General features: G+C 61.2%; 19 protein-coding genes. 14 read left to right on the top strand and 5 right to left on the bottom strand.

The genetic code is table 11. The features are described 5' to 3' along the window. Positions 1 to 3: 3 nt before the first annotated feature. The 4 genes from DCO57_RS01245 to DCO57_RS01230 all read right to left on the bottom strand — a co-directional run bounded on the left by DCO57_RS01245 (position 4) and on the right by DCO57_RS01230 (position 4,245). Positions 4 to 1,005 carry an HAD family hydrolase gene (locus DCO57_RS01245; protein WP_116697029.1) on the bottom strand — a complete coding sequence of 334 codons (1,002 nt, stop codon included), beginning with the start codon at positions 1,003 to 1,005 and terminating at the stop codon, positions 4 to 6. Between the two features lie 82 nt (positions 1,006 to 1,087). Then, a complete protein-coding gene (locus DCO57_RS01240; protein ID WP_116697028.1) occupies positions 1,088 to 2,695 on the bottom strand; it encodes an arylsulfatase in 1,608 nt (535 codons plus the stop codon). Positions 2,696 to 2,929: 234 nt separating this feature from the next. Continuing rightward, positions 2,930 to 3,478, bottom strand: a complete 549-nt coding sequence (locus DCO57_RS01235) for a cupin domain-containing protein (RefSeq protein ID WP_116697324.1) — start codon at positions 3,476 to 3,478, stop codon at positions 2,930 to 2,932. A gap of 62 nt (positions 3,479 to 3,540) precedes the next feature. Continuing rightward, positions 3,541 to 4,245 (bottom strand): metal-dependent hydrolase, encoded by a 705-nt coding sequence (locus DCO57_RS01230; protein ID WP_116697027.1) that lies wholly within the window; start codon positions 4,243 to 4,245, stop codon positions 3,541 to 3,543. 238 nt (positions 4,246 to 4,483) lie between these two features. Between DCO57_RS01230 and DCO57_RS01225 the strand changes: the two genes are divergently transcribed. The 12 genes from DCO57_RS01225 (at position 4,484) to rpmG (ending at position 19,555) form a co-directional block, all read left to right on the top strand. Next, a complete protein-coding gene (locus tag DCO57_RS01225; RefSeq protein WP_133192606.1) occupies positions 4,484 to 6,895 on the top strand; it encodes an EAL domain-containing protein in 2,412 nt (803 codons plus the stop codon). Positions 6,896 to 6,952: 57 nt separating this feature from the next. Continuing rightward, a complete protein-coding gene (gene ruvX / locus DCO57_RS01220) occupies positions 6,953 to 7,438 on the top strand; it encodes a Holliday junction resolvase RuvX (protein ID WP_116697025.1) in 486 nt (161 codons plus the stop codon). A gap of 76 nt (positions 7,439 to 7,514) precedes the next feature. Beyond that, positions 7,515 to 8,441 carry an AEC family transporter gene (locus tag DCO57_RS01215; protein ID WP_116697024.1) on the top strand — a complete coding sequence of 309 codons (927 nt, stop codon included), beginning with the start codon at positions 7,515 to 7,517 and terminating at the stop codon, positions 8,439 to 8,441. A 124-nt stretch (positions 8,442 to 8,565) separates the two neighbouring features. Further along, on the top strand, positions 8,566 to 9,531 hold the full coding sequence (locus DCO57_RS01210; RefSeq protein WP_205756050.1) for an aspartate carbamoyltransferase catalytic subunit: 966 nt from the start codon (positions 8,566 to 8,568) through the stop codon (positions 9,529 to 9,531). A 12-nt stretch (positions 9,532 to 9,543) separates the two neighbouring features. Beyond that, positions 9,544 to 10,845, top strand: a complete 1,302-nt coding sequence (locus DCO57_RS01205) for a dihydroorotase (protein ID WP_116697023.1) — start codon at positions 9,544 to 9,546, stop codon at positions 10,843 to 10,845. A gap of 152 nt (positions 10,846 to 10,997) precedes the next feature. Next, on the top strand, positions 10,998 to 11,657 hold the full coding sequence (gene plsY / locus DCO57_RS01200; RefSeq protein WP_116697022.1) for a glycerol-3-phosphate 1-O-acyltransferase PlsY: 660 nt from the start codon (positions 10,998 to 11,000) through the stop codon (positions 11,655 to 11,657). After that, positions 11,654 to 12,790 carry a DNA-processing protein DprA gene (gene dprA, locus DCO57_RS01195; RefSeq protein WP_116697021.1) on the top strand — a complete coding sequence of 379 codons (1,137 nt, stop codon included), beginning with the start codon at positions 11,654 to 11,656 and terminating at the stop codon, positions 12,788 to 12,790. Before plsY ends, dprA begins: the two co-directional genes overlap by 4 nt. 176 nt (positions 12,791 to 12,966) lie before the next feature. Further along, positions 12,967 to 15,663, top strand: a complete 2,697-nt coding sequence (topA, locus tag DCO57_RS01190) for a type I DNA topoisomerase (protein ID WP_116697020.1) — start codon at positions 12,967 to 12,969, stop codon at positions 15,661 to 15,663. Between the two features lie 62 nt (positions 15,664 to 15,725). Beyond that, complete coding sequence (gene rnr, locus DCO57_RS01185; protein ID WP_116697019.1) at positions 15,726 to 17,978, top strand: ribonuclease R; 2,253 nt, start codon at positions 15,726 to 15,728, stop codon at positions 17,976 to 17,978. An 80-nt stretch (positions 17,979 to 18,058) separates the two neighbouring features. Continuing rightward, the gene (locus DCO57_RS01180) at positions 18,059 to 18,457 is read left to right on the top strand and encodes a DUF983 domain-containing protein (protein WP_116697322.1); all 399 of its coding nucleotides are present in this window, start codon (positions 18,059 to 18,061) and stop codon (positions 18,455 to 18,457) included. Continuing rightward, a complete protein-coding gene (locus tag DCO57_RS01175; protein ID WP_116697018.1) occupies positions 18,454 to 19,200 on the top strand; it encodes an NUDIX hydrolase in 747 nt (248 codons plus the stop codon). Before DCO57_RS01180 ends, DCO57_RS01175 begins: the two co-directional genes overlap by 4 nt. A gap of 187 nt (positions 19,201 to 19,387) precedes the next feature. Then, positions 19,388 to 19,555 carry a 50S ribosomal protein L33 gene (gene rpmG, locus DCO57_RS01170; protein WP_094070346.1) on the top strand — a complete coding sequence of 56 codons (168 nt, stop codon included), beginning with the start codon at positions 19,388 to 19,390 and terminating at the stop codon, positions 19,553 to 19,555. A 574-nt stretch (positions 19,556 to 20,129) separates the two neighbouring features. Here the strand turns inward: rpmG and DCO57_RS01165 are convergent. Continuing rightward, positions 20,130 to 20,501: a response regulator gene (locus DCO57_RS01165; RefSeq protein WP_116697017.1), complete on the bottom strand. Its 372-nt coding sequence runs from the start codon at positions 20,499 to 20,501 to the stop codon at positions 20,130 to 20,132. A 137-nt stretch (positions 20,502 to 20,638) separates the two neighbouring features. Between DCO57_RS01165 and DCO57_RS01160 the strand changes: the two genes are divergently transcribed. Together DCO57_RS01160 and DCO57_RS01155 are read left to right on the top strand one after the other, a co-directional pair. Then, positions 20,639 to 20,938, top strand: a complete 300-nt coding sequence (locus DCO57_RS01160; protein ID WP_116697016.1) for a DUF3572 domain-containing protein — start codon at positions 20,639 to 20,641, stop codon at positions 20,936 to 20,938. Continuing rightward, positions 20,931 to 21,599, top strand: coding sequence for a hypothetical protein (locus DCO57_RS01155; RefSeq protein ID WP_116697015.1), 669 nt, complete (start codon positions 20,931 to 20,933; stop codon positions 21,597 to 21,599). Before DCO57_RS01160 ends, DCO57_RS01155 begins: the two co-directional genes overlap by 8 nt. Positions 21,600 to 21,631: the final 32 nt, after the last annotated feature.

Below are 21,631 nucleotides of genomic sequence, written 5' to 3'. Positions count from 1 at the left end.
CCGTTACCTGCCATCTGCAAGTTCGAAGGGGAACACCGTGCGCCAGTCTTCCTTCATGTCGACAACGGTCCAGCCATGCTCTCCGGCCTCGTCAAGCGCCTTGTCCAACCGGCCGATATCGGACTCGCGGTCATAGGCCCACTCCCGGTCCGCGTCCGTGTGATGCACGATCAGGGCAAAACCTTCGTCTTCTTCGCGGTAAGTCGCATATTGCAGCATCTGGAGGTCCCCGTCGGAGTTTCCAGCGGCAAAAACCGGACGCCTGCCGATGTGGTGATTGATGGCAACCGGCTTGGCCGCCTTGTCGTCAAAGAAAAACAGCTCCGGCAGTTTCAACGTATTAGCGGCAGCACCATCCAGCTGAAATTCCGCCTTTATACTGGACCCGACAACCTGTTCCGGCGGAATACCATAGGCCTTTTGCGAAAAAACCCGGATGAAATCGATCCCTCCGCCGGAGACGATATAGGTCTTGAAGCCGTTCTCGCGGAGATAGGAGAGAAGCTCAAGCATCGGTTGATAGATCATTTGATCGTAGCGTACGCCTGTTTCCGGGTGCCGGGCGGTTTCCAGCCAGTCAGCGACGGACGATTTGAACATATCCGTCGTCATGCCGGAATGGGACATGGCGAGAACCTCCAGAAGACCCTTGTGGTCATCTGCCATCAGCGCTTCCAGATTGCCGTCCACAGCTGCCTTCACGGCGGCACTGTTTTCCACCAGGGAGGGATCGGCTTTCGCCAGTTCCTTCACTTTGTCGAGCGTATAGAAAATCTGAAAATAGGCAGGCTGCTCCGACCACAAGGTGCCGTCATTGTCGAAAACCGCAATTCGCTCCGACGGATCGACGTAGCCGTCCCCTCCCGGTGTGGCCACTGTTTCCACGAATTCGACAATGGCCGATTTGGAGTCTCCGGGTTTCCAGGACGGCAACGGGTCTGCCAGCACCTTCCCTGCCGCGGTCGTCATCAGAATGGCGGCCGCCACCGTGAATAATCTGAACATCATTTCCCTCCACCCGGATGTGAACCGGAGGCAGTCAAGGCCCATGACCAGACGCCTCCGGTATCGATTGCCCCTTGCCGGATCAGTTGCTCCCGGCCATTCCGGATCTCAGTTTCTCTTCGATCGCCGACAGGTTGAAGGAACCGGGTGACTGGCTCGGCGGATATTCCTGCATGGTTTGCAGGAACTGGGACGCCAGTGCCTGGATCGGGACAATCACGAAGACCCTGTCCAGCAACCAGTCGAAATAGGTGTTGGCGTTATGCTGGGCCTTTTCGAAGGGATCGCGGCGCAAGTTGAATATGGCCGGGACACGCAACTCGGTGAAAGGTTCCTGCCAGACACCGAACGCCTGGCCGCGATTTTCCAGGAACACCACTTTCCAGTCGTCGTAACGGGCCGCAACGATCTGCCCATCGTCGTTGACATACCAGAATTCATGACGGGGAGAGTCTTCCGCTTCGCCCTTCAGATAGGCGCTCATGTCGTAGCCGTCGATGTAGTTCCTGTAGGTCCTGCCAATCAGCTCGACGCCGTCTTTCAGTTCCTCCTTGATATCAGGCGCACCGGCAGCGGCGGCAAAGGTCGGCAGCCAGTCCTCATGGGCGACGATGCCGTTCAAGGTCACGCCGGACTGAAACACGCCCGGCCAGCGAACGAAGGCCGGAACGCGGTAGGCGCCTTCCCAGTTGGAATTCTTCTCGCTGCGAAACGGCGTTGTGCCGGCATCCGGCCAGGTATTGTAATGCGGCCCGTTGTCGGTGGAGTACATCACGAGCGTATTATCGGCGATGCCGAGTTCGTCGAGCAGATCCAGCAGCTCGCCGACATGCATGTCATGTTCGATCATGCCGTCGTGATAATTGTCGCCGCTCGGACCGGAGATGCCGACGTGCTCTTCCTTCACATGGGTGCGGAAATGCATGCGGGTGCCATTCCACCACACGAAAAAGGGCGTCCCCTCCTCAACGGCCTCACGAATGAAGCGCTTGGCCTCGGCGACGGACTCGTCGTCCACGGTTTCCATGCGTTTCTTTGTGAGCGCGCCCGTATCCTCGATCCGCTGCGTTCCGTCCTCGTTCGCCCAGGTGTGCAGCACGCCGCGCGGTCCGAACTGCTCCTTGAACGTCTTGCCGTTGGCAAGCACCATGTCGCCGGGATAGTCCCTGTTTTCCGGTTCTTCCTCCGCATTGAGATGATAGAGGTTGCCGAAGAACTCGTCGAAACCGTGATTGGTCGGCAGATGTTCATCAAGGTCGCCCTGATGGTTCTTGCCGAACTGACCCGTGGCATATCCCTGAGACTTCAGAACTGCCGCCATGGTGACATCGGTTTCCTGCCAGCCCTGCTCGGCACCGGGCAGACCGACCTTGGTCATGCCGGTGCGCACCGGCACATTGCCGCCGATAAAGGCTGCCCGGCCCGCCGTGCAGCTCTGCTGGGCATAGTAATCGGTGAAGGCGACACCTTCATCGGCAATGCGATCAATGTTGGGTGTCCTGTAGCCCATCATGCCACGGTTGTTGTGGCTGATATTCCAGGTACCGATATCATCGCCCCAGATCACCAGGATATTCGGCTTTTCGGTATCTTGCGCGGATGCCGTGCCAGGGACAGTGGCAGTGGCAAATGCCGCCACCAGCCCCAGGACCGCCGCGCTCAAACGTGGCGGAAGCAGAAAATGGCTCATGAAAACCTCCCAACTTTATGGTCACATACAGACACCACTCAGGATTGAGACCGGGATCGAAGCCCCTTTCTGGCGACCGTAATATAACCTTAAGTCAGTTTTTCATGAGAACAAGGAATTTCATATATTTTTGGCCAGTTCCCGACGTCACGAAGGACAGTGTTTCCTACCCTCTTGCCCACAATCAATACGGGCACCACGCATTCACACGGCACCATTTCTGGCCGGAAGTGCTTATTCCACCTTGGCTTTATCCGTACCCGGCGCATCTTCCAGAACCACCGGTTTGCCTCCGTCACCGAGCAGGAAAACGGTGAGAATGCGCGCGGGCACCGTCCCCGTGTTTTCTCCCCGGTGGGTCACATCCATGGCATCCAGAATGCCTTCGCCTTCCCGGTAGACCTTCTTGCCGATCGCCTCGTAGGTCACGGTGACCTCGCCTTCCAGCACATAGGCGAAAAGAGGCGCGTGATGCTGGTGCCATTGGGTGACTTCGCCCGGCTCCATCGTGACGATCATCGCCTTGACGGAGGGATCGTTCTGCGGAAAGGCGATCTTTTCTCCGGCAATGGTCTCGTTGCCGGAGAACACGTCCTCCGTCTTGTCGTAAGGGGTCTTCGCCGCCGCCTCCGCATCGCGTGCCGCCCTGGAACCGGGTTTGGCCGAAGGCTGGGAGGGAGCCGGCTTGCCGTCGGGCGTGATCGACTTGTCGGCCGCCGTCGCGGATGCCCCCGCAAGCAGCAGTGCAAAACCAAGGCAGATGGGTAATCTGGTCCAGGACATGATGGTCTCTTCCGAATTGGCTTGTGCCCGGAAAGCCCGCAAGCCTTCCGGGCGGTCCACTCTCATACGTCGATACTGTCTCCGGGGGCAATCGTCTTCACCGTGCCGGAAGCCTCGCCAAGCGCCCGGACAAATGCGTCCGACGTCTGGTCGAGAACCGGAAAGGTGCCGAAATGGCAGGGCAGGATCGCCTCGAAGTCGAAATACCGGCTGCAGGCCATTGCCGCCGTTGCGGCCCCCATGGTGAACCGGTCTCCGATGGGAACCAGGCCGATCCGCGGCCGGTAGATCTCGTTGATCAGGGCCATGTCGGAAAAGATGTCGGTGTCTCCCATATGATAGAGCACCTTCTCGCCGGGCGCCTCGACAATCACGCCATGCGGATTGCCCAGGTAGATCGCCTCCCCGTCGGTCTGCATGGAGGAAGAATGATCCGCCCGCGTCAGCGCGACCCTGAAAGGTCCCGCATCCACCTTGCCGCCGGTGTTCATGGGACTGAAATTCTCGATGCCCTGACGGCTCGCCCACATGCAGATCTCGAAATTCGCAGTCAGCTGTGCGCCGGTTTTCTTCAGGATATCGATGGAATCGCCAATGTGATCATCGTGTCCGTGGGTCAGGATGACATGTGTCACCCCGTCCGCCACTCGATCGACGCTCAGGCTGTCCGGAAACGACGGGTTTCCCGTCAGGAACGGATCCATCAGGATGGACGCGCCCTCGATCTCGATCTTGAAGGCGGAATGGCCGTACCATGTGAGTTTCATTTGTTCACGTCACCTCTGTTCAGACCTGGCGGCTGCCGACCGGGTTCCCCCGGCAAATGACCGTTCGAAGTTTTGCGATGTCATCATTCGGGTGTTTTTGCTAGGCTCTCACGAAACGACTTCAAGGACTTGCCGCATCTGGCGCCGGCATGACCGCCATGTAAACTAGAAAACACACCGCCTGAAATTGCAAGATGGCAACTTCTGTATCCGGGATGGTCGGCGAGAGGATATCAGATTGAAGATCCGTAGTTATCTTGTCTTCTTTTTGCTCATTGCGACCTTGCTGCCGACCCTCATATTCAGCATCTGGTCCTATCGCGACGCGGTCTCGCGGGAATTTGCCGAGGTCAAGGACAGGCACCTGCTTCTAGCCCGCGAGACGGGCTTCGCGCTCGATCGCTACCAGCGCAACATCGTCACCGCTTTCGAGACAGTGAGTTCGAGCCTGGTCCAGGGCAGAAGCCCCGGGGAACTGTCCGGCCTTCTGACCCAGTTCGACATGTGCTGCGTTTCCATCGTCGACAAGTCCGATGGCAGGATTGACGGCGGCGTCTGGACACCCGGCACCAAGGCCCTTGTCCAGATACCGCCAGCACTGTTTGCCGATCTGAAAAAGATCGCCCGGCGGGACAGCCCGGTTTTCACAAATGTCACGGCATCGACGGACAATCGGATCTGCCTTTTCCTGGTGCGGGAGCTGGAGCACCACTATGCAATCGGCGAAATCTCGCCGAACTATTTCAAGAACCTCAGCAAAAACATCATTTTCGGCGAGAATGGCCATACGGTCATCGTCGACAGCTCGGGCACAGTGATCGCCCACCCCAGGCAGGAATGGGTCGAAACCCGGATGAACATCGCGGAGATTCCGACCGTCAGACGCATGATGAACGGAGAAACCGGCATCGAGGAATTCTACTCTCCTGCCATCAACAGGGAGATGATCGCAGGTTTCACCTCGGTAGCCGGTCCCGGATGGGGTGTGATGGTGGCCCAGCCGGTCTCTGAAATCTACGAAAAGATCGCGAAGAACCAGTCGTCTCTTCTGCTCATCATCACGGGCGCCGCTCTGGCGACGATTGCAATCGGAATGGTCCTGGCACGATCCCTGTCGAGACCCCTCGAGGATCTGGCGCGGGCGACCCACACCAGTGCCCGGGACCAGAAGCTGACCCCGGTCGAAACAGGCAGCCGCATGATCCGCTTTACGGAGATCGCCGACTTCTGCGACGGCTACAATGCAATGGTTGACCGCATGACGTCTGCTGGTGAACAGATTGAAAGGCTTGCCTACAGCGATCATGTCACCGGGCTGCCGAACCGCGACCACCTTCAGTCCGTTGCCGATCCCATCCTGAAGGAGGCCCAGGATCCGGAGCGTGGCGGGATCGTCGTGCTGATCGATCTGGACAACTTCAAGGAGGTCAATGATCTGCATGGACATCATGCCGGTGACCTGCATCTGAAGGCCTGCGCACGAAGGCTCCTGAAAGTGGCCGACGGGGTGCAGCTGGATGACGCGGCACCAGGCAGTCAGTTTGCGCCTCCCCTGGTTGCCCGGGTCGGTGGTGACGAATTTATCATGCTGATCCAGGGGCTCGTGTCCGAGCAAAAAATCCAGGTCTTTCTGGACGCCATTCTTGCCGCCCTTTCGGCACCCGACGCCGACCTCGGCATTTCGCCATCGGCCAGTGTCGGCTGCGCCCGGTTTCCGCAGCATGGCCGGCAGCTGGAAGAGGTGTCGAAACGTGCGGACATCGCCATGTACCATGCCAAGCGCGCCGGCAAGAACCGGACGCATATCTATTCACCGTCGACCGACAGGCAGTCGGCGGCGGAAATCCGGCGGGACGTCATTTCAGCGATCGAAAACGGCCGGCTGTACCTGGTTTATCAGCCGCGGATCTGCACGGCGCGTCGCAAGGTGGTCAATGTCGAGGCGCTCCTTCGCTGGAACCATCCGGAATTCGGTTGCCTTCTCCCCGATTACTGGATTCCCCAGCTTGGGGCTTCCCATGCGATGAACCGGCTGGGCGAATGGGTCATCGGACAGGCGATGAGCGACCATGCACGGCTCGTGGCACAGGGGCATGATCTCTGGATGTCCGTCAACATCGGCTCTCATCATTTCATTTCCCCCGACTTCGTCGATACGCTCGAAGCGATCCGCTCCAGGGTGGGTTTCGAGAGCGGGCAGCTGGAGATCGAGGTGACGGAAGATGCCATGTTCACTTCGGAACAGGGAGCGCTTTCGACCTTCAAGCGCCTAAACGAACTCGGATACAAGGTGTCGATCGACGATTTCGGCACAGGCTACTCGAACCTCACCCGTCTGGCCGGCCTGCCGGTCGGTTACCTGAAACTCGATTACTCGCTGATCGCAGGGGCAAGCGTGGATCCGCGGATCCGCACAATTCTCGCATCCACCATCGACATGGCGACGAAACTGGGATGCAAGACCGTCGCGGAAGGCATCGAAACGGAGGATCAGGCCGCATTCGCAACACGTCTGGGCGCAAATGGCCTGCAGGGCTGGTATTTCACCGGCGGGTTGCGGCTCGAGGACCTGATGCCCTGGCTGGACCTGCAGAAAAGCAGCTCGGGCCATCCCTATCTGAAACCGGAATCCGCAGCCTCCAGGGTGTAAACGCCAGCAGGCGCATTCACGCTGGATCAAATGCGGCAGTCCTGATAAAGCCTCCCCATGGCAAATGACTCCTCACTTTCGCTGGAAGACTTCCTAGCCGCCATCCCGGACAACACCCGGCTGATCGGACTGGATCTGGGCACGAAGACCATCGGCCTGGCCCTGTCCGACCTGGGACGCGGCATCGCCTCGCCCCTGGAAACGATCCGGCGGAAGAAATTCACCCAGGACGCGGAAAAGCTGCTGGAGATCTGCACAAAGCACAAGATCGGTGGCATCGTTCTGGGCATGCCGTTCAACATGGACGGCAGCGAAGGGCCACGTGCCCAGGCAACCCGGGCCTTCGCCCGGAACCTGGCCCCGAAAACGGAGCTGCCGCTCACCTACTGGGATGAGCGCCTGTCGACAGCAGCCGTGACCAGAACCCTTCTGGAAGCCGATTCAAGCCGTGCCAGACGGGCGGAAGTGGTCGACAAGATGGCTGCCGCCTATATCCTGCAGGGCTTTCTCGACCGGCTCGGTTTCATGGGGCTGGGACGCTGAACCATCCAACAAACGCCTGACCCGGACGTCTGCCGAATCCGGGGACTGCAGATCCATCCAACGCAAATAGTTCTCCATGCTGACAACACTTGCCGCCCTGATACCGGTCATCCTCGTGATTGCCTCCGGATACATGATCGCCCGGACCGGGCTGATCACCGGCGACCAATGGCGCGGTATCGAGAGGCTCGCCTATTTCGTACTGTTTCCCACCGTCCTGTTCCGGATCATTGCCCAGGCCGACTTCAACAGCTTTCCCACCCTCGACATGGGCCTCAGCCTGCTGGCGTCGATCACGCTGATGGGCCTTGCCCTGCTTGCCGCCCGCCCCGTCGTCGAACGTATCTGGGGCATCGCCCCGTATCGGTTCACATCCATATTTCAGGGCACCCTGCGCTGGAACGGAATGATCGCCCTCGCAATCGCCGACAATGTTGCCGGGGAAGCGGGCCTTGCCATGCTCGCCGTGGCCATGGTTTTCATGATCCCGCCGCTGAACGTGGCAAGCGTTCTCGTGCTGTCGCATTTTGCCGGCACGACCACGCCCAGCGCGAAGAAAATCCTGAAGGATCTCTACACAAATCCGTTCATGCTCTCCATCGGGGCGGGTCTCGTCTTCAACCTCGGCGGGATCACCCTGCCCTTCGTCGTTGACGACACGCTGGAAATCTTCTCGCGCGCGGCGCTGCCGATCGGGATCATCTGCGTGGGAGCCGGTCTCGATCTGCGCTCGTTGCGCCGGCCGGGTCCGGCGCTCACCATGGGCACCTTTCTGCGCCCCCTGCTCATGCCGCTTCTCGCCTTCGGCTTCGCCTCGCTGTTCGGCGTCACCGGCGACGCCCTTGCGGTGGTCATCATTGCCAGCTCGGTCCCCTGTGCCAGCAACGCCTATCTGCTGGCCAGGCAGATGGGCGGCGACGCGAAACTGATGGGGGAAATCATAACGCTGCAAACCCTTGCGGCGACTGTGACAATTCCCCTGGCCATGCTTGTGTTCACCTGATCCGGGCAGAACCCTATTTTTTGTCCATCCGTTCAAATATTCAGCAAGCGTGTGGACAGCCGTGCAGCGCGGGGCCGCGCGGAAAATTCGTGTCTTGTGCACGGAGGCGATTCCCCCTATAGGCATGACCTCGATGACCGCGAAAGACACCCATCGAGACAACCCTTATCCCCATCGTCACCTGCTGGGCATAGAGGGTCTTCACCCCCACGAAATTCTGGGCCTTCTGGACCGTGCGGAAGAAGCCGTCGAGGTTTCCCGCCAGATTCACAAGCGCAGGCTTGTCCTGCAGGGGCGCACCCAGATCAATCTCTTCTTCGAGAACTCCACCCGCACCCAAAGCTCCTTCGAACTGGCCGGAAAACGGCTGGGCGCGGATGTGATGAACATGGCCGTGTCGCAGTCCTCGGTCAAAAAGGGCGAAACGCTGATCGACACGGCGGCGACCCTGAACGCCATGCATCCCGACCTGCTGGTGGTCCGCCATCATGCGGCAGGCGCGGTGCACCTGCTTGCCCGCAAGGTCGGCTGCTCGGTGGTCAATGCCGGCGACGGGCCGCATGAACATCCCACCCAGGCCCTGCTCGACGCCCTGACCATCCGCCGCCACAAGGGCAAGATCGCCCGTCTGACCGTGGCGATCTGCGGCGACATTGCCCATTCCAGGGTGGCGCGTTCCAACATCATTCTTCTAAACGCGCTCGGAGCGCGGGTGCGTGTCGTGGCTCCGTCCACCCTGCTGCCTTCCGGTATCGCAAAGATGGGCGTGGAAGTCTTCAATTCCATGCGCGACGGCCTTGAGGGCGCGGACATCGTCATGATGCTGCGCCTGCAGCGCGAACGCATGAACGGTGCCTTCGTGCCGTCGGTGCGTGAATATTACCGCTACTACGGTCTCGACGCGGAAAAACTCGCCTATGCGAAGGACGATGCGCTGGTGATGCATCCCGGCCCCATGAACCGCGGTGTGGAGATCGACGCATCCATCGCGGACGGTCCACAGAGCCTCATCCGCGAACAGGTGGAAATGGGCGTGGCGGTGCGCATGGCCGTGCTGGAGGCGCTTGCCGCCAACCTGCCGAACAACTAGAGGACTTTTTCCGTGGCTTACGACACACCCAAACCTCTGGTTCTGTCCAACGCCAGGGTCATCGACCCGGCGCGCGGGCTGGACGCGCCCGGCTCCATCATCGTTGCCGACCGCACCATCCTGGCCGCCGGGCCGGAAGCCGCCAACCAGGGCGCTCCCTACGGGGCGGACATCATCGACTGCAAGGGCGCCGTCGCCTGTCCGGGCCTGATCGACATGTGCGTCTCGGTCGGAGAACCGGGCGCGGAACACCGGGAAACCCTGGCGAGCGCCTCCCAGGCCGCGGCCGCAGGCGGCGTCACAACCATCTGCATCATGCCGGATACGGATCCGGTGATCGACGATCCCGCACTTGTGGACTTCATCCTGCGCCGGGCACGCGACACGGCCAGCGTCAACGTCCTGCCCTTGGCGGCCCTCACCAAGGGCCTGAGAGGCGAGGAAATGGCCGAGATCGGCCTTCTGCAGGAAGCGGGGGCAATTGCCTTCACCAACGGCCACAAGTCGGTCAAGAATGCGCAGGTGATGCGCCGCATGATGACCTACGCCCGCGACTTCGATGCTCTGGTCATACATCACACCGAGGATCCCGATCTTGCCGGCGGAGTGATGAACGCCGGCCTCAACGCGAGCTGGAAAGGTCTTTCCGGCGTCTCGCGCGAAGCCGAAATCATCATGCTGGAACGCGACCTGCGCCTTGTCGGCATGTCCGGAGGCAAATACCACGCAAATCTGGTGTCCACCTCGGACAGCGCCGACGTCATCCGGACCGGCAAAAGCCGGGGTCTCGACATCACCGCCGGGGTCTCGATCAATCATCTGACCCACAACGAGAACGACATCGGCGCATATCGCACCTTCTTCAAGATGTCGCCGCCCCTGCGCGACGAGGACGACCGGCTGGCGATGGCCGCGGCCGTGGCCGACGGAACCATCGACATCATCTGCTCCAACCACGATCCGCAGGATGTGGAGACCAAGCGCCATCCCTGGGCGGAAGCCGAAGACGGGGCGATCGGTCTGGAAACCCTGCTGGCCGCCGCGCTCCGGCTCCACCATTCCGGCGATGTCGATCTGGTCACCCTGCTCGGCGCCATGACCAGCCGTCCCGCCGACAGGCTGGGTCTGGAAACCGGGCGCCTTGCCAAGGGGGCCCCGGCGGATATCACCGTCTTCGATCCGGAGCGGCCCTGGGTGCTGGAAAAAAGCGCGATCCGGTCCCGCTCCAAGAACTCTCCCTTTGTGGATGCCCGCTTTTCGGGGCGCGTACTCCGCACGGTCGTGGCAGGCAAAACGGTCTATGACCACGCCTGAGCACCCGCCGCACACCGGTTTCCTCATTGCCGGACTTGATCCGACATTTCATGGCGTTACATTGCCTCAGGCACCAGGTGCACACGGCATGGGTGCCGTTGCCGTGCCTTTGCACGGCGTCGAGACGATACGCATTCACGGGGGGAAACTGCGTGCCTGATCCGATCAGCTGGGCCTTCGCCTGGCCATATTATCTCGCAGCTCTCGCCTTCGGCTACCTGCTCGGGTCCATTCCGTTCGGGCTGATCTTCACCCGCATGGCCGGCCTCGGCGACATCCGCAAGATCGGCTCGGGCAATATCGGCACGACCAATGTCTTGCGCACGGGGCGCAAATCCCTGGCCGCGGCGACACTTGTGGGCGATGCCCTGAAGGGGACCGTCGCGGTTGTGATCGTAGGGCAAATGTACGGCCAGGAAATGGCCCTGATCGCCGGTCTTGGCGCCTTTCTCGGCCATCTGTTTCCGGTCTGGCTGAAATTCCGGGGTGGCAAGGGATTCGCGACCTATCTGGGTGTCCTGCTCGGCCTCTACTGGCCCATGTTCCTGCTTGCGGCCGCGATCTGGATCTCGATGGCCTTTCTCTTCCGCTATTCCTCTCTCTCCGCCCTGACGGCGAGCCTTGCGACACCCGTCCTGCTCTATTTTGCCTTCCACCAGTTCCAGATGGCGGAAATGTTCGTGCTTCTGGGTGTCCTTCTGTGGGCAAAGCATCATGAGAATATCGGCCGTCTCCTGCGCGGCCGGGAAAGCAGGATCGGTTCCAGATCCACTCCGGAGGACGCATCCGCGCCGGATGCGCGAGGCAAGTGAACAAGCCGGCTCCGTATGATACGCGGCGCCTCTCCGACGCCCAGCGCCTCTCCTGGCTGCGCCTGATACGGTCCGAGAATATCGGCCCGGCGACATTCTTCGACCTTCTCGACCATGCCGGCTCGGCCGAGCGGGCGCTGGAGCTGCTGCCGGAACTTTCGAAGCGCGGCGGCAAGAAAAGCTACCGGCTGTGTTCAGTGGACGACGCGGAAGCGGAACTGGATGCGCACCGGCAGCGGGGCGCGGAGCTCGTCGCCTTCGGCGAAGCCGGCTACCCGCCGCATCTGCGGCATATCGACGGCCCTCCCCCGATGATTTCGGTGCGCGGCGGCCCGATCCTGGCGAACCCGGGAATGCTCGGCATCGTGGGCGCCCGCAACGCCTCCCTTTCGGGGAGAAAGCTGGCGGCGCAATTCGCGCGCGATCTCGGCGAACAGGGTTTCGTGATCGTGTCCGGACTGGCCAGAGGTATCGACGGGGCGGCGCATGAGGCCGCACTGACGACCGGAACCGTGGCCGTTTTCGCCGGTGGCATCGACATCCTTTACCCGCCAGAGCACGACCGGCTGCAGGCGGCGATCCTCGACAGGGGCGGCGCGGTGATCAGCGAAATGCCGCTTGGATGGAAACCGCGCGGACGGGACTTTCCCAGACGCAACAGACTGATATCCGGCGTGTCCCTGGGGGTCGTCGTCATCGAGGCGGCCAAGGCCTCCGGATCCCTTCATACAGCCCGCTACGCCCTTGAGCAGAACCGGGAGATATTTGCCGTCCCGGGGTCTCCGCTCGATCCGCGTTCGGAAGGGGCCAACGGCCTGATTCGCCAGGGCGCAACCCTGGCCACCTCCGCCAGAGACGTTCTGGAAGGTCTTTCCGGACGCCTGAACTCCGTACGTCCTCTCCAGCAGCGTCTTCTGGAGGAGGACCGGAACGCACCGGCGCCCCCGCCGGACCCCGACGAGACATTTCGGCAGAACGTGCTGTCGGCCCTGGGGCCGGCACCGGTAGACCTTGATGAACTCATCCGTTTCCTTGATGCGGACACCCGTTCAATCAACGTGATTTTGCTGGAACTGGAGCTTGCAGGCAGGATAGAACGCCATCGCGGCAACAAAATCTCCGCCCTTCTGTGAGCGCCCTAATTGTCTTGAAACTCAGTGGATAACCCCTATCCGGGGCGGATGGGTTGACCGGGAAGGTGCAAAGGTCCATTTGACACACGGCGTGCGATCCGTGATCGTCTCGCCATAAATATAATGTTCTCCACCGGGCGGACGTCCCGTTTCCGGCAAAAATAATTCGGGTAATAATGAACGTCGTCATCGTGGAATCGCCGGCGAAAGCCAAGACGATCAACAAATATCTCGGATCCGATTACACGGTTCTGGCTTCCTACGGCCACGTGCGCGATCTGCCGCCCAAGGACGGGTCCGTAAAGCCGGACGAAGACTTTGCCATGAGCTGGCAGGTCGACAGCAAGTCGCAGAAACGACTTACGGAGATTGCCAACGCCGTCAAGGATGCCGATCGCCTCATTCTCGCGACCGACCCCGACCGCGAAGGGGAAGCGATATCGTGGCACGTTCTGGAAGTCCTGCAGAAAAAGCGGGTCCTGAAGGGCAAGCAGATTGAGCGCGTGGTCTTCAACGCGATTACCAAGAAGTCGATCCTGGAGGCCATGGCCAACCCGCGCGAGCTCGATGTGCCGCTGGTCGATGCCTATCTGGCGCGCCGCGCACTCGATTATCTGGTGGGCTTCACCCTTTCGCCGGTGCTTTGGCGCAAGCTGCCCGGTGCCCGCTCGGCCGGCCGTGTGCAGTCGGTCGCCCTGCGGCTGATCTGCGACCGGGAAATGGAGATCGAGGTGTTCCGCCCGCAGGAATACTGGTCGATCCTCGCCAACATGAAGACCCCGTCCGGCGACATGTTCCAGGCCGGTGTCACCGGCTTTGACGGCAAGAAGCTTGGCCGGCTCGACATCTCAAACGAGACGGACGCCACCGCGATCCGGACCATGCTGGAAAGCGCCAGCTTCAAGGTCGACAGCGTGGCCTCCAAACCCGCCAGGCGCAATCCTGCCGCCCCGTTCACCACTTCCACCCTTCAGCAGGAAGCCTCCCGCAAGCTCGGCTTTGCCGCCTCGCGTGCCATGCAGGTGGCGCAGAAACTCTATGAAGGCGTGTCCATCGGCGGGGAGACATCCGGTCTCATCACCTATATGCGAACCGACGGGGTGCAGATCGCCGGCGAGGCCGTGGACGCCGCCCGGGCCGTCATCGGTCAGGACTTCGGTGAAAAATACGTTCCCGAAAAGCCGCGCATCTATTCCACCAAGGCGAAAAACGCCCAGGAAGCGCACGAGGCGATCCGTCCGACCGACCTGTCCCGCCGCCCCAAGGATGTGGCCCGTTTCCTCGATCCAGATCAGGCAAAGCTTTACGAACTGATCTGGAAGCGCACCATGGCGTCACAGATGGAATCCGCCATTCTGGAACGCACGACCATCGAGATTCTGGCCGACGGTTCCGGCAAACGCGCCAACCTGCGCGCAACTGGCTCGGTCATCCGCTTCGACGGTTTTCTGGCGCTCTATCAGGAAGGGCGTGACGACGACGAGGACGAAGGATCCAAGCGTCTGCCGGCGGTGGACGAAGGCGCCGCGCTGACAGCTGCCTCCGTCGACGGCACGACGAAGGCGATCGAGGCGGCCCAGCATTTCACCACACCGCCGCCGCGCTACACGGAGGCCAGCCTGGTGAAGAAGATGGAAGAACTCGGCATCGGCCGGCCTTCCACCTATGCCTCCACGCTGCAGACCCTGCGCGACCGGGACTATGTCGAACTGGAAAAGAAGCAGCTCGTTCCGATGGACAAGGGACGGATCGTCACCGCCTTCCTGGAAAGCTTCTTTCACCGCTATGTGGAATTCGACTTCACGGCGAGCCTTGAAGAACAGCTCGACAAGATTTCCGCCGGTGAATTGTCCTGGGTGGAGGTCCTGCGCGACTTCTGGAAGGGATTTTCGGGCGCCGTCGACGACATCAAGGACCTGCGCGTTTCCCAGGTCATCGACTCCCTGAACGAACTGCTCGGCCCGCATATCTTCCCCGCCAAGGAGGACGGTTCCGATCCGCGCAAATGCCCGAGCTGCGACAGCGGGCAGCTGTCCCTGAAGGTCAGCCGCTGGGGCGCCTTCATCGGCTGTTCCAATTATCCGGAATGCAGCTACACGCGCCAGCTCGGCAAGCCGAACGGCGAAGACGGAGAAGGTGATGAAGGCCCGAAGGTGCTCGGACAGGATCCGGCGACCGGGCTCGACGTCTCCCTGCGCACCGGCCGCTTCGGCCCTTATGTGCAACTGGGCGAGGAAGCCAAGCCGAAACGCGCCTCCCTGCCGCGCGGCTGGTCCGCGCCGGATATGGATCTGGACAAGGCGCTGCAGCTTCTTTCGCTGCCTCGCGAGGTCGGCCCGCATCCCGAAGACGGCAAGATGATCAGCGCCGGCATCGGTCGCTACGGTCCCTTCGTGCTGCACGAGGGCACCTATGCCAATCTCTCCTCGGTCGATGAGGTCTTCTCCGTCGGCATCAACCGCGCTGTGGATGCCCTGGCAGAAAAACGCGCCAAGACCGGAGGCCGGTCGGCGGCAACGCCGCTGAAGGAACTTGGCGAACACCCGGACGGCGGCCCGATCAACGTCTATGACGGACGGTACGGTCCCTATGTCAAACACGGCAAGATCAACGCGACCCTGCCCAAGGACAGCGATCCGAAGGCGGTGACGCTGGAACAGGCGCTGGAACTGATCGCCGCCAAGGCGGCCAAGGGCGGCAAGGGCAAGACCGCGGCGAAGAAGCCGGCAGCCAAGAAAGCCGCTGCCAAGAAACCGGCTGCGAAAAAAACCGCGGCGAAGAAACCCGCTGCCAAGAAGACCGCGACCAAAAAGACGGCCAAGACAGCCGTCGACGACTCCTCCACCGAAGTCCCCTGGGATGATGCGTCTTGAGCCCAAAACGGATCAACACACGCAAACACACAGGCCGCAAACACGCCAAGGTGCCCGGCGAGATGCCCTCCCGCGAGGATATTCTGGCGTTCGTCGCGGACAATCCGGGGCGCGCGGGCAAGCGGGAGATCGCCCGGCATTTCGGTATCATCGGCGGCGCCCGCATTCACCTCAAGAAAATGCTCAAGGATCTGTCCGAAGAGGGACTGCTTGAGAAACGCAACAAGCGCATGATCCGGCCCGGCGACATGCCGCCGGTGTTCGTGGCCAATATTGTTGCCCGGGACCGGGACGGTGAACTGCTCGGCGTTCCTGCGGACTGGGACGCTGAGGCCGGCGATCCGCCGAAGATCCTCATCCTGACCGGCAAGACCAAGGCGACGCAGCCGGGCGTGGGCGACCGGGCGCTGATCCGCCTGACCGAAGCGGAGACCGGCGGGGAAGCCGAATACGCCGCGCGGGTCATCAAGGTGCTGGAAAAACGCCAGGGAGCGATCCTCGGCATTCTGCGGAAACGGGACGGAGACCGTCCGCCCTACCTGGAGCCCATCGACCGCAAGCAGCGTGAACTGGATATCGATCCGGGCGACCTGAAGGAAGCGGACGACGGCGACCTGGTCGCTGTTCAGGTGACGCGCTCCGGCCGCTACGGCCATCCTGTGGCCTCGATTGTCGAGCGCTTCGGCGCCATGAAATCGGAAAAGGCGATCTCCGAAATCGCCCTGCAGTCCCATGGCATCCCCCATGTCTTTCCCGCCAGCGTCGAGGCCCAGGCCGAGGCGGCCAGGCCGATCGAAAAGCTCGGCAAGCGCGAAGACTGGAGAAAGATCCCGCTTGTCACCATCGATCCGCCGGATGCGAAGGACCACGACGACGCCGTCTTTGCGGAGCCGGATACATCCGGGGAGAACGAAGGCGGCCATATTGTCTATGTCGCCATCGCCGATGTCGCCTGCTACGTGACGCCGGGCTCGCCCATGGACCGGGAAGCCAGCCTGCGCGGCAATTCGGTCTATTTCCCAGACCGGGTGATCCCCATGCTGCCGGAGCGGATCTCCAACCAGCTGTGCTCTCTCAGGGAAAAGGAAGACCGACCGGCGATCGGTGTTCGGATGGTCTTCGACAAGACCGGCCGGAAGATCAGCCACAGTTTCCACCGCGTGCTGATGCGCTCCGCCGCCAGGCTGTCCTATCTGCAGGCGCAAAAGGCCATTGACGGCGTTCCCGACGAAAAGACCGAAACCCTTCTGGAAGGTGTCCTGAAGCCGCTGTGGGCGGCGTATGAGGTGCTGAAGAAGGGCCGGCAGGATCGCGAACCGCTGGATCTCGACCTGCCTGAACGAAAGATCAAGCTGAAAGAGGACGGCACCGTCGATCACGTCTTCGTGCCCGAACGCATGGACGCGCACAAGCTGATCGAGGAGTTCATGATCCAGGCCAATGTTTCGGCCGCGGAGACACTGGAGAAGCAGAAGACCGCCCTGCTCTACCGGGTTCACGACGCCTCCACGCCCGAGAAACTGGAAGCGCTCAAGGAATTTCTCTCGACGCTGAACATGAAGCTGCCCTCCTCCGGCGGCCTGCGTCCCTCCGCCTTCAACAGCATCCTGTCCCGGGTGAAGGACACGCCACATGCACATCTTGTCAACGAGGTGGTGCTGCGCAGTCAGGCCCAGGCGGAATACGCGCCCCAGAACATCGGCCATTTCGGACTGAACCTGCGCCGCTACGCGCATTTCACCTCACCGATCCGACGCTATGCCGACCTTCTGGTCCATCGCGGCCTGATTACCGCCCTCGGCCTGGGGAATGACGGGTTGCCGGACGGCATCGAAAGCAAACTCGATGTGATCGGCGCCGAAATCTCCGCGGCCGAACGTCGCGCCATGCTGGCCGAGCGGGACACGATCGACCGTCTGATCGCCTTGTGGATGAGCGATCAGATAGGGGCCACCTTCCAGGGCCGGGTCGCCGGAGTGGTGAAATCCGGGCTGTTCGTGCGCCTGCAGGACACCGGCGCGGACGGCTTCGTGCCTGCCTCGACGATCGGGGCCGACTATTACCGCTATGACGAAGGGTCGCACGCGCTGATAGGTGACAAAACCGGCGAGACCTACCAACTTGGAGATCAGGTAGAGGTCAGGCTCGTTGATGCCGCGCCGTTTGCCGGATCGCTGACATTCGAAATGGTCAGCCACGGTCGCATCGACGGCAAACAAATCCGGAAAGCAGCCCCAAAAGCCCGGCGCGGACCGCCGAAAGGCGGCCGGACGAAGACCTCGCCAGCCAAAAAGAACCGAAGGAGGTCTTCGTGACGGTTCGTTATGAGACACATGGAAACCAGGATGCTGCCGCTCCGGCACAGGCCAAGCCGCATCGTCCGGTGCTGACCGCCATGCTGCGCGGCGCGGCCAACAAATGCATGAACTGCGGCAACGGCAAGGTTTTTGACGGATTCCTGGCGACCAATCATGCCTGTTCCAGCTGCGGTCAGGAATTCCACCATCACCGCGCTGACGACGCCCCGCCCTATTTCACCATCACCATCGTCGGCCACATCATCATCCCGGCGCTTCTGGCGGTGGAGGTTCTCTGGCATCCCGCCCTGTGGATCCACATGAGCCTGTGGGTGCCGCTGACGATCCTGCTGGCCCTCTCCCTCATGCGTCCGATCAAGGGCGCGCTGGTGGGACTGCAATGGGCGCTCTACATGCATGGCTTCGACCCCGATGCCGAAGACGACCTGCCGTTCGTACCCGCACCTGCGCCCGCCACTGTCGAAAGGCTTTCATGAGCGGGTCATTCGAGCAGCGTCTGGCGAAGGACGAACAGGCGGGCAATCATCCCTATATCCGGCCACGCGACGCCGCGACGCTACTCATTCTCGATCGCAGCGACAACGGCGGCGTGCGGCTCCTCATGGGACGGCGGCACATGCGCCATGCCTTCATGCCGGGCAAATTCGTTTTTCCCGGCGGGCGCGTCGATCCTTCGGATTCCAGGATCGCCAACGTCGGCCCCTATCATCCGGACGTCGAGGCGAAACTCTCTGCGGATCTGAAGAACGTCAAGTCGGCGGCCCGCGTGCGCGCCCTGGCCCTGGCAGCCATCCGCGAGACCTACGAGGAAGCCGGCCTTTTCATCGGCAGGAAAAGTCCGGACACCTCCCTGCGTCTGGGACGGGGATTCGAGGCCTTTGCGGAACGGGGCATTCAGCCCGATCTCGGCGGCATGCGCATGATCGCCCGGGCGATCACGCCGCCGCAGCGCCCACGCCGCTTCGATACGCGTTTCCTGTGCGTGTGGGCAGACGCCATCGCCGGTCAGCTGCCGGACGGCAAGGGCCCTTCAGGAGAACTGGAGGACTGCGCCTGGCTCACGCTGGACGAGGCGCGCCGCAAGGAACTGCCGATGATCACCACACGTATCCTTGCCGACCTTGAGGAGCGTCTGGAGGCGGATCCGGACCTGTCTCCGGCCACACCCGTCCCCTACTACTTCTTTCGCAACGGCGGCTTCGTGAGGGAGTTTCTCTGAGCTTGCCGTTTCCACCGGACCGGCGACCGTAACCCCCGTCAAAATGACGCCGAAGCGATGCAAGTGCTTGACTTTCGCGCAGCGATGGGTAATTTCCGCGCAGATTTCAGACATTGGGGCAGTTTCATCGCCAGCCATCTGGCCACAAGAACCCTATGCCCGACAACAAGGAACAGGATCCAAGGCCATGGCCAAGGCGACAACAATCAAAATCAAGCTCCTCTCCACGGCGGACACCGGCTTCTTCTATGTCACCAAGAAGAACTCCCGCACGATGACCGAAAAAATGGTCAAGAAGAAATATGACCCGATTGCCAAGAAGCACGTCGAGTTCAAGGAAGCCAAGATCAAGTAAATCCGGTTTTCCGGCTATTACGCAGAAACCCGCCTTTCCCGGCGGGTTTTTTGTTGCCTCGCCCACGGGAAGAGCGAAACCGCGACACGTGCCGGAGCTCGAGCGGAGATCGGGACAGCCAGCATGACGGCCCGGAGGCCGGGCTATCTGACTCAATTCGATCGGATTTGCGGAGAAAATAGTGGTCGGCGGGAACACGGCATTCGAGGAGGCCACTCATCGGCCGGTTCCCTGCCGACCTGCCCCACGGACCCAGGAGATGCGGCGGACCTGAGCACTCCGAGGGGTATCTTTAATTTCCGGATCGTCACGACAGCTCATTACGCTACCGTCACCAAACCATCGAGGAAATCCCCGACCAGCGGTTACACTACTCGATTGTAACCCGATTGCAACATCTTCCGTAAAATATACACAGCCGCAATGGTTTTTAGTAAATTTGTAACCTTAATATGTCCGGCTCCGCGGCCTCGACACTTTGTTTCACCGGCGAACAAGGGACAAGCAACACCGTCGGATTGGCCGAAACCTTGGGGAGTTCTTCACCGGAAACGTCGTAGCGGGTAATCCGGCGTCACGCCTCGCCCAGATAGCCGCGCACGGTCTCCAGAAATTTCGCGACGGAAATCGGTTTGGAAATATAGGCCTCGCATCCACCCTGGCGGATCCGCTCTTCATCCCCCTTCATGGCGAAGGCGGTAACGGCAATGACGGGAATTGACGAAATATTCTCGTCTTCCTTGATCCACTTGGTGACCTCGAGGCCGGAGACCTCCGGCAACTGAATGTCCATCAGGATCAGGTCCGGCCGGTTTTCACGGGCCAGTTCAAGAGCCTCGATACCGGTCCGGGTCTGCAAGGTATTGTAACCGTGTGCTTCGAGCAGATCATGAAACAACTTCATGTTCAGCTCGTTGTCTTCTACGATCAACACGGTTTTTGCCATATTTCCGGCCCTTCATCCGGCTGAGTGCCGGTCCCAATTTGTTACCGCAGCGTTTTATTGTCCGCGGTAGAACCCTTCCCCGGCCTGCATTAGGTTCGTTCTAACCCGGAATCGTTTCAGAAAGGCAAAAAAACACAATGAAAAATATGCAGTCCAAGTCATTGTCCGTTGAAGAAGCGCAAGGGATTGCCACGGAAGCGCTTCTGCAGCTCAGCCAGGATCCGGAGCAGATCGGACGTTTCCTCGCCTTTTCCGGAATCGGGCCGGAAATGATTCGGGAAGCCGCCGAGGAACCGGGGTTTCTGATGGGAGTGCTCGAATTCTACATGGCGGACGAGTCGCTTCTGCTGGCGTTCTGCGAAAATGCCGGTGTCCGGCCGACGATGATCGCAGCGGCACGCTACACCCTTTCCGGGGGACAGTACGACGATGCCTGAACCGACGCCGGTTCTGCCCGAGGTCCTCAGCCAGATCCGCGCCCTGCAGCGCACGCAAAGACCGCTGATCATCTGCGATGTCGACGAGGTGATCCTGCAATTCATCAGCCATCTGGAAACCTATCTGCAGGCACGCGACCTCGTCTTCGTGAAATACGAATACCGTCTGACGGGGAACATCGCCGGAAGCAACGGCGGGCCTGTGCTTTCCGCCGACGACGTGCGCCGGCACCTGCGGGACTTTTTCGACGAAGCCTGTCACATGCAGGAAATGGTGCCTGGCGCCGATGCCGCCCTGCGCGGCCTTGCCAGAGACTGGGAGATCGTTCTGCTGACCAATCTGCCCGGCGGCCACAACAAGCCGCTGCGCGAAACACTGCTGGCGGGCATGGGCATCCCCTATCCCGTGCTTGCCAATTCCGGCCCGAAGGGCGGCGCGGTCGCGGCGCTCGCCGCCGGACGGCCCGGCCCCTTCGTGTTCATCGACGACAGTCCGACCAACCACAGTTCGGTGCATGCCTCGCTGCCTTCGGCCACCCAGATCCAGTTTGTCGCCGACGCGCGCTTCCGGCGATCCCTGCGTCAGGAGGCCCATATTGATCTTGTCACCGGCGATTGGCAGGAGACTGCGGCCTTCATCGGCGGTATCCTGAACCGGTAACTTGCCACAAGCGGAGCACTCAGCTGCCGCGC

Origin of the sequence: Labrenzia sp. 011, from assembly GCF_003075075.1 — a bacterium.
Classification (GTDB): Bacteria; Pseudomonadota; Alphaproteobacteria; order Rhizobiales; family Stappiaceae; genus Roseibium.
The sequence above is the reverse complement of the archived record's forward strand: the minus strand, read 5'-3'. Positions and strand labels throughout refer to the sequence as shown.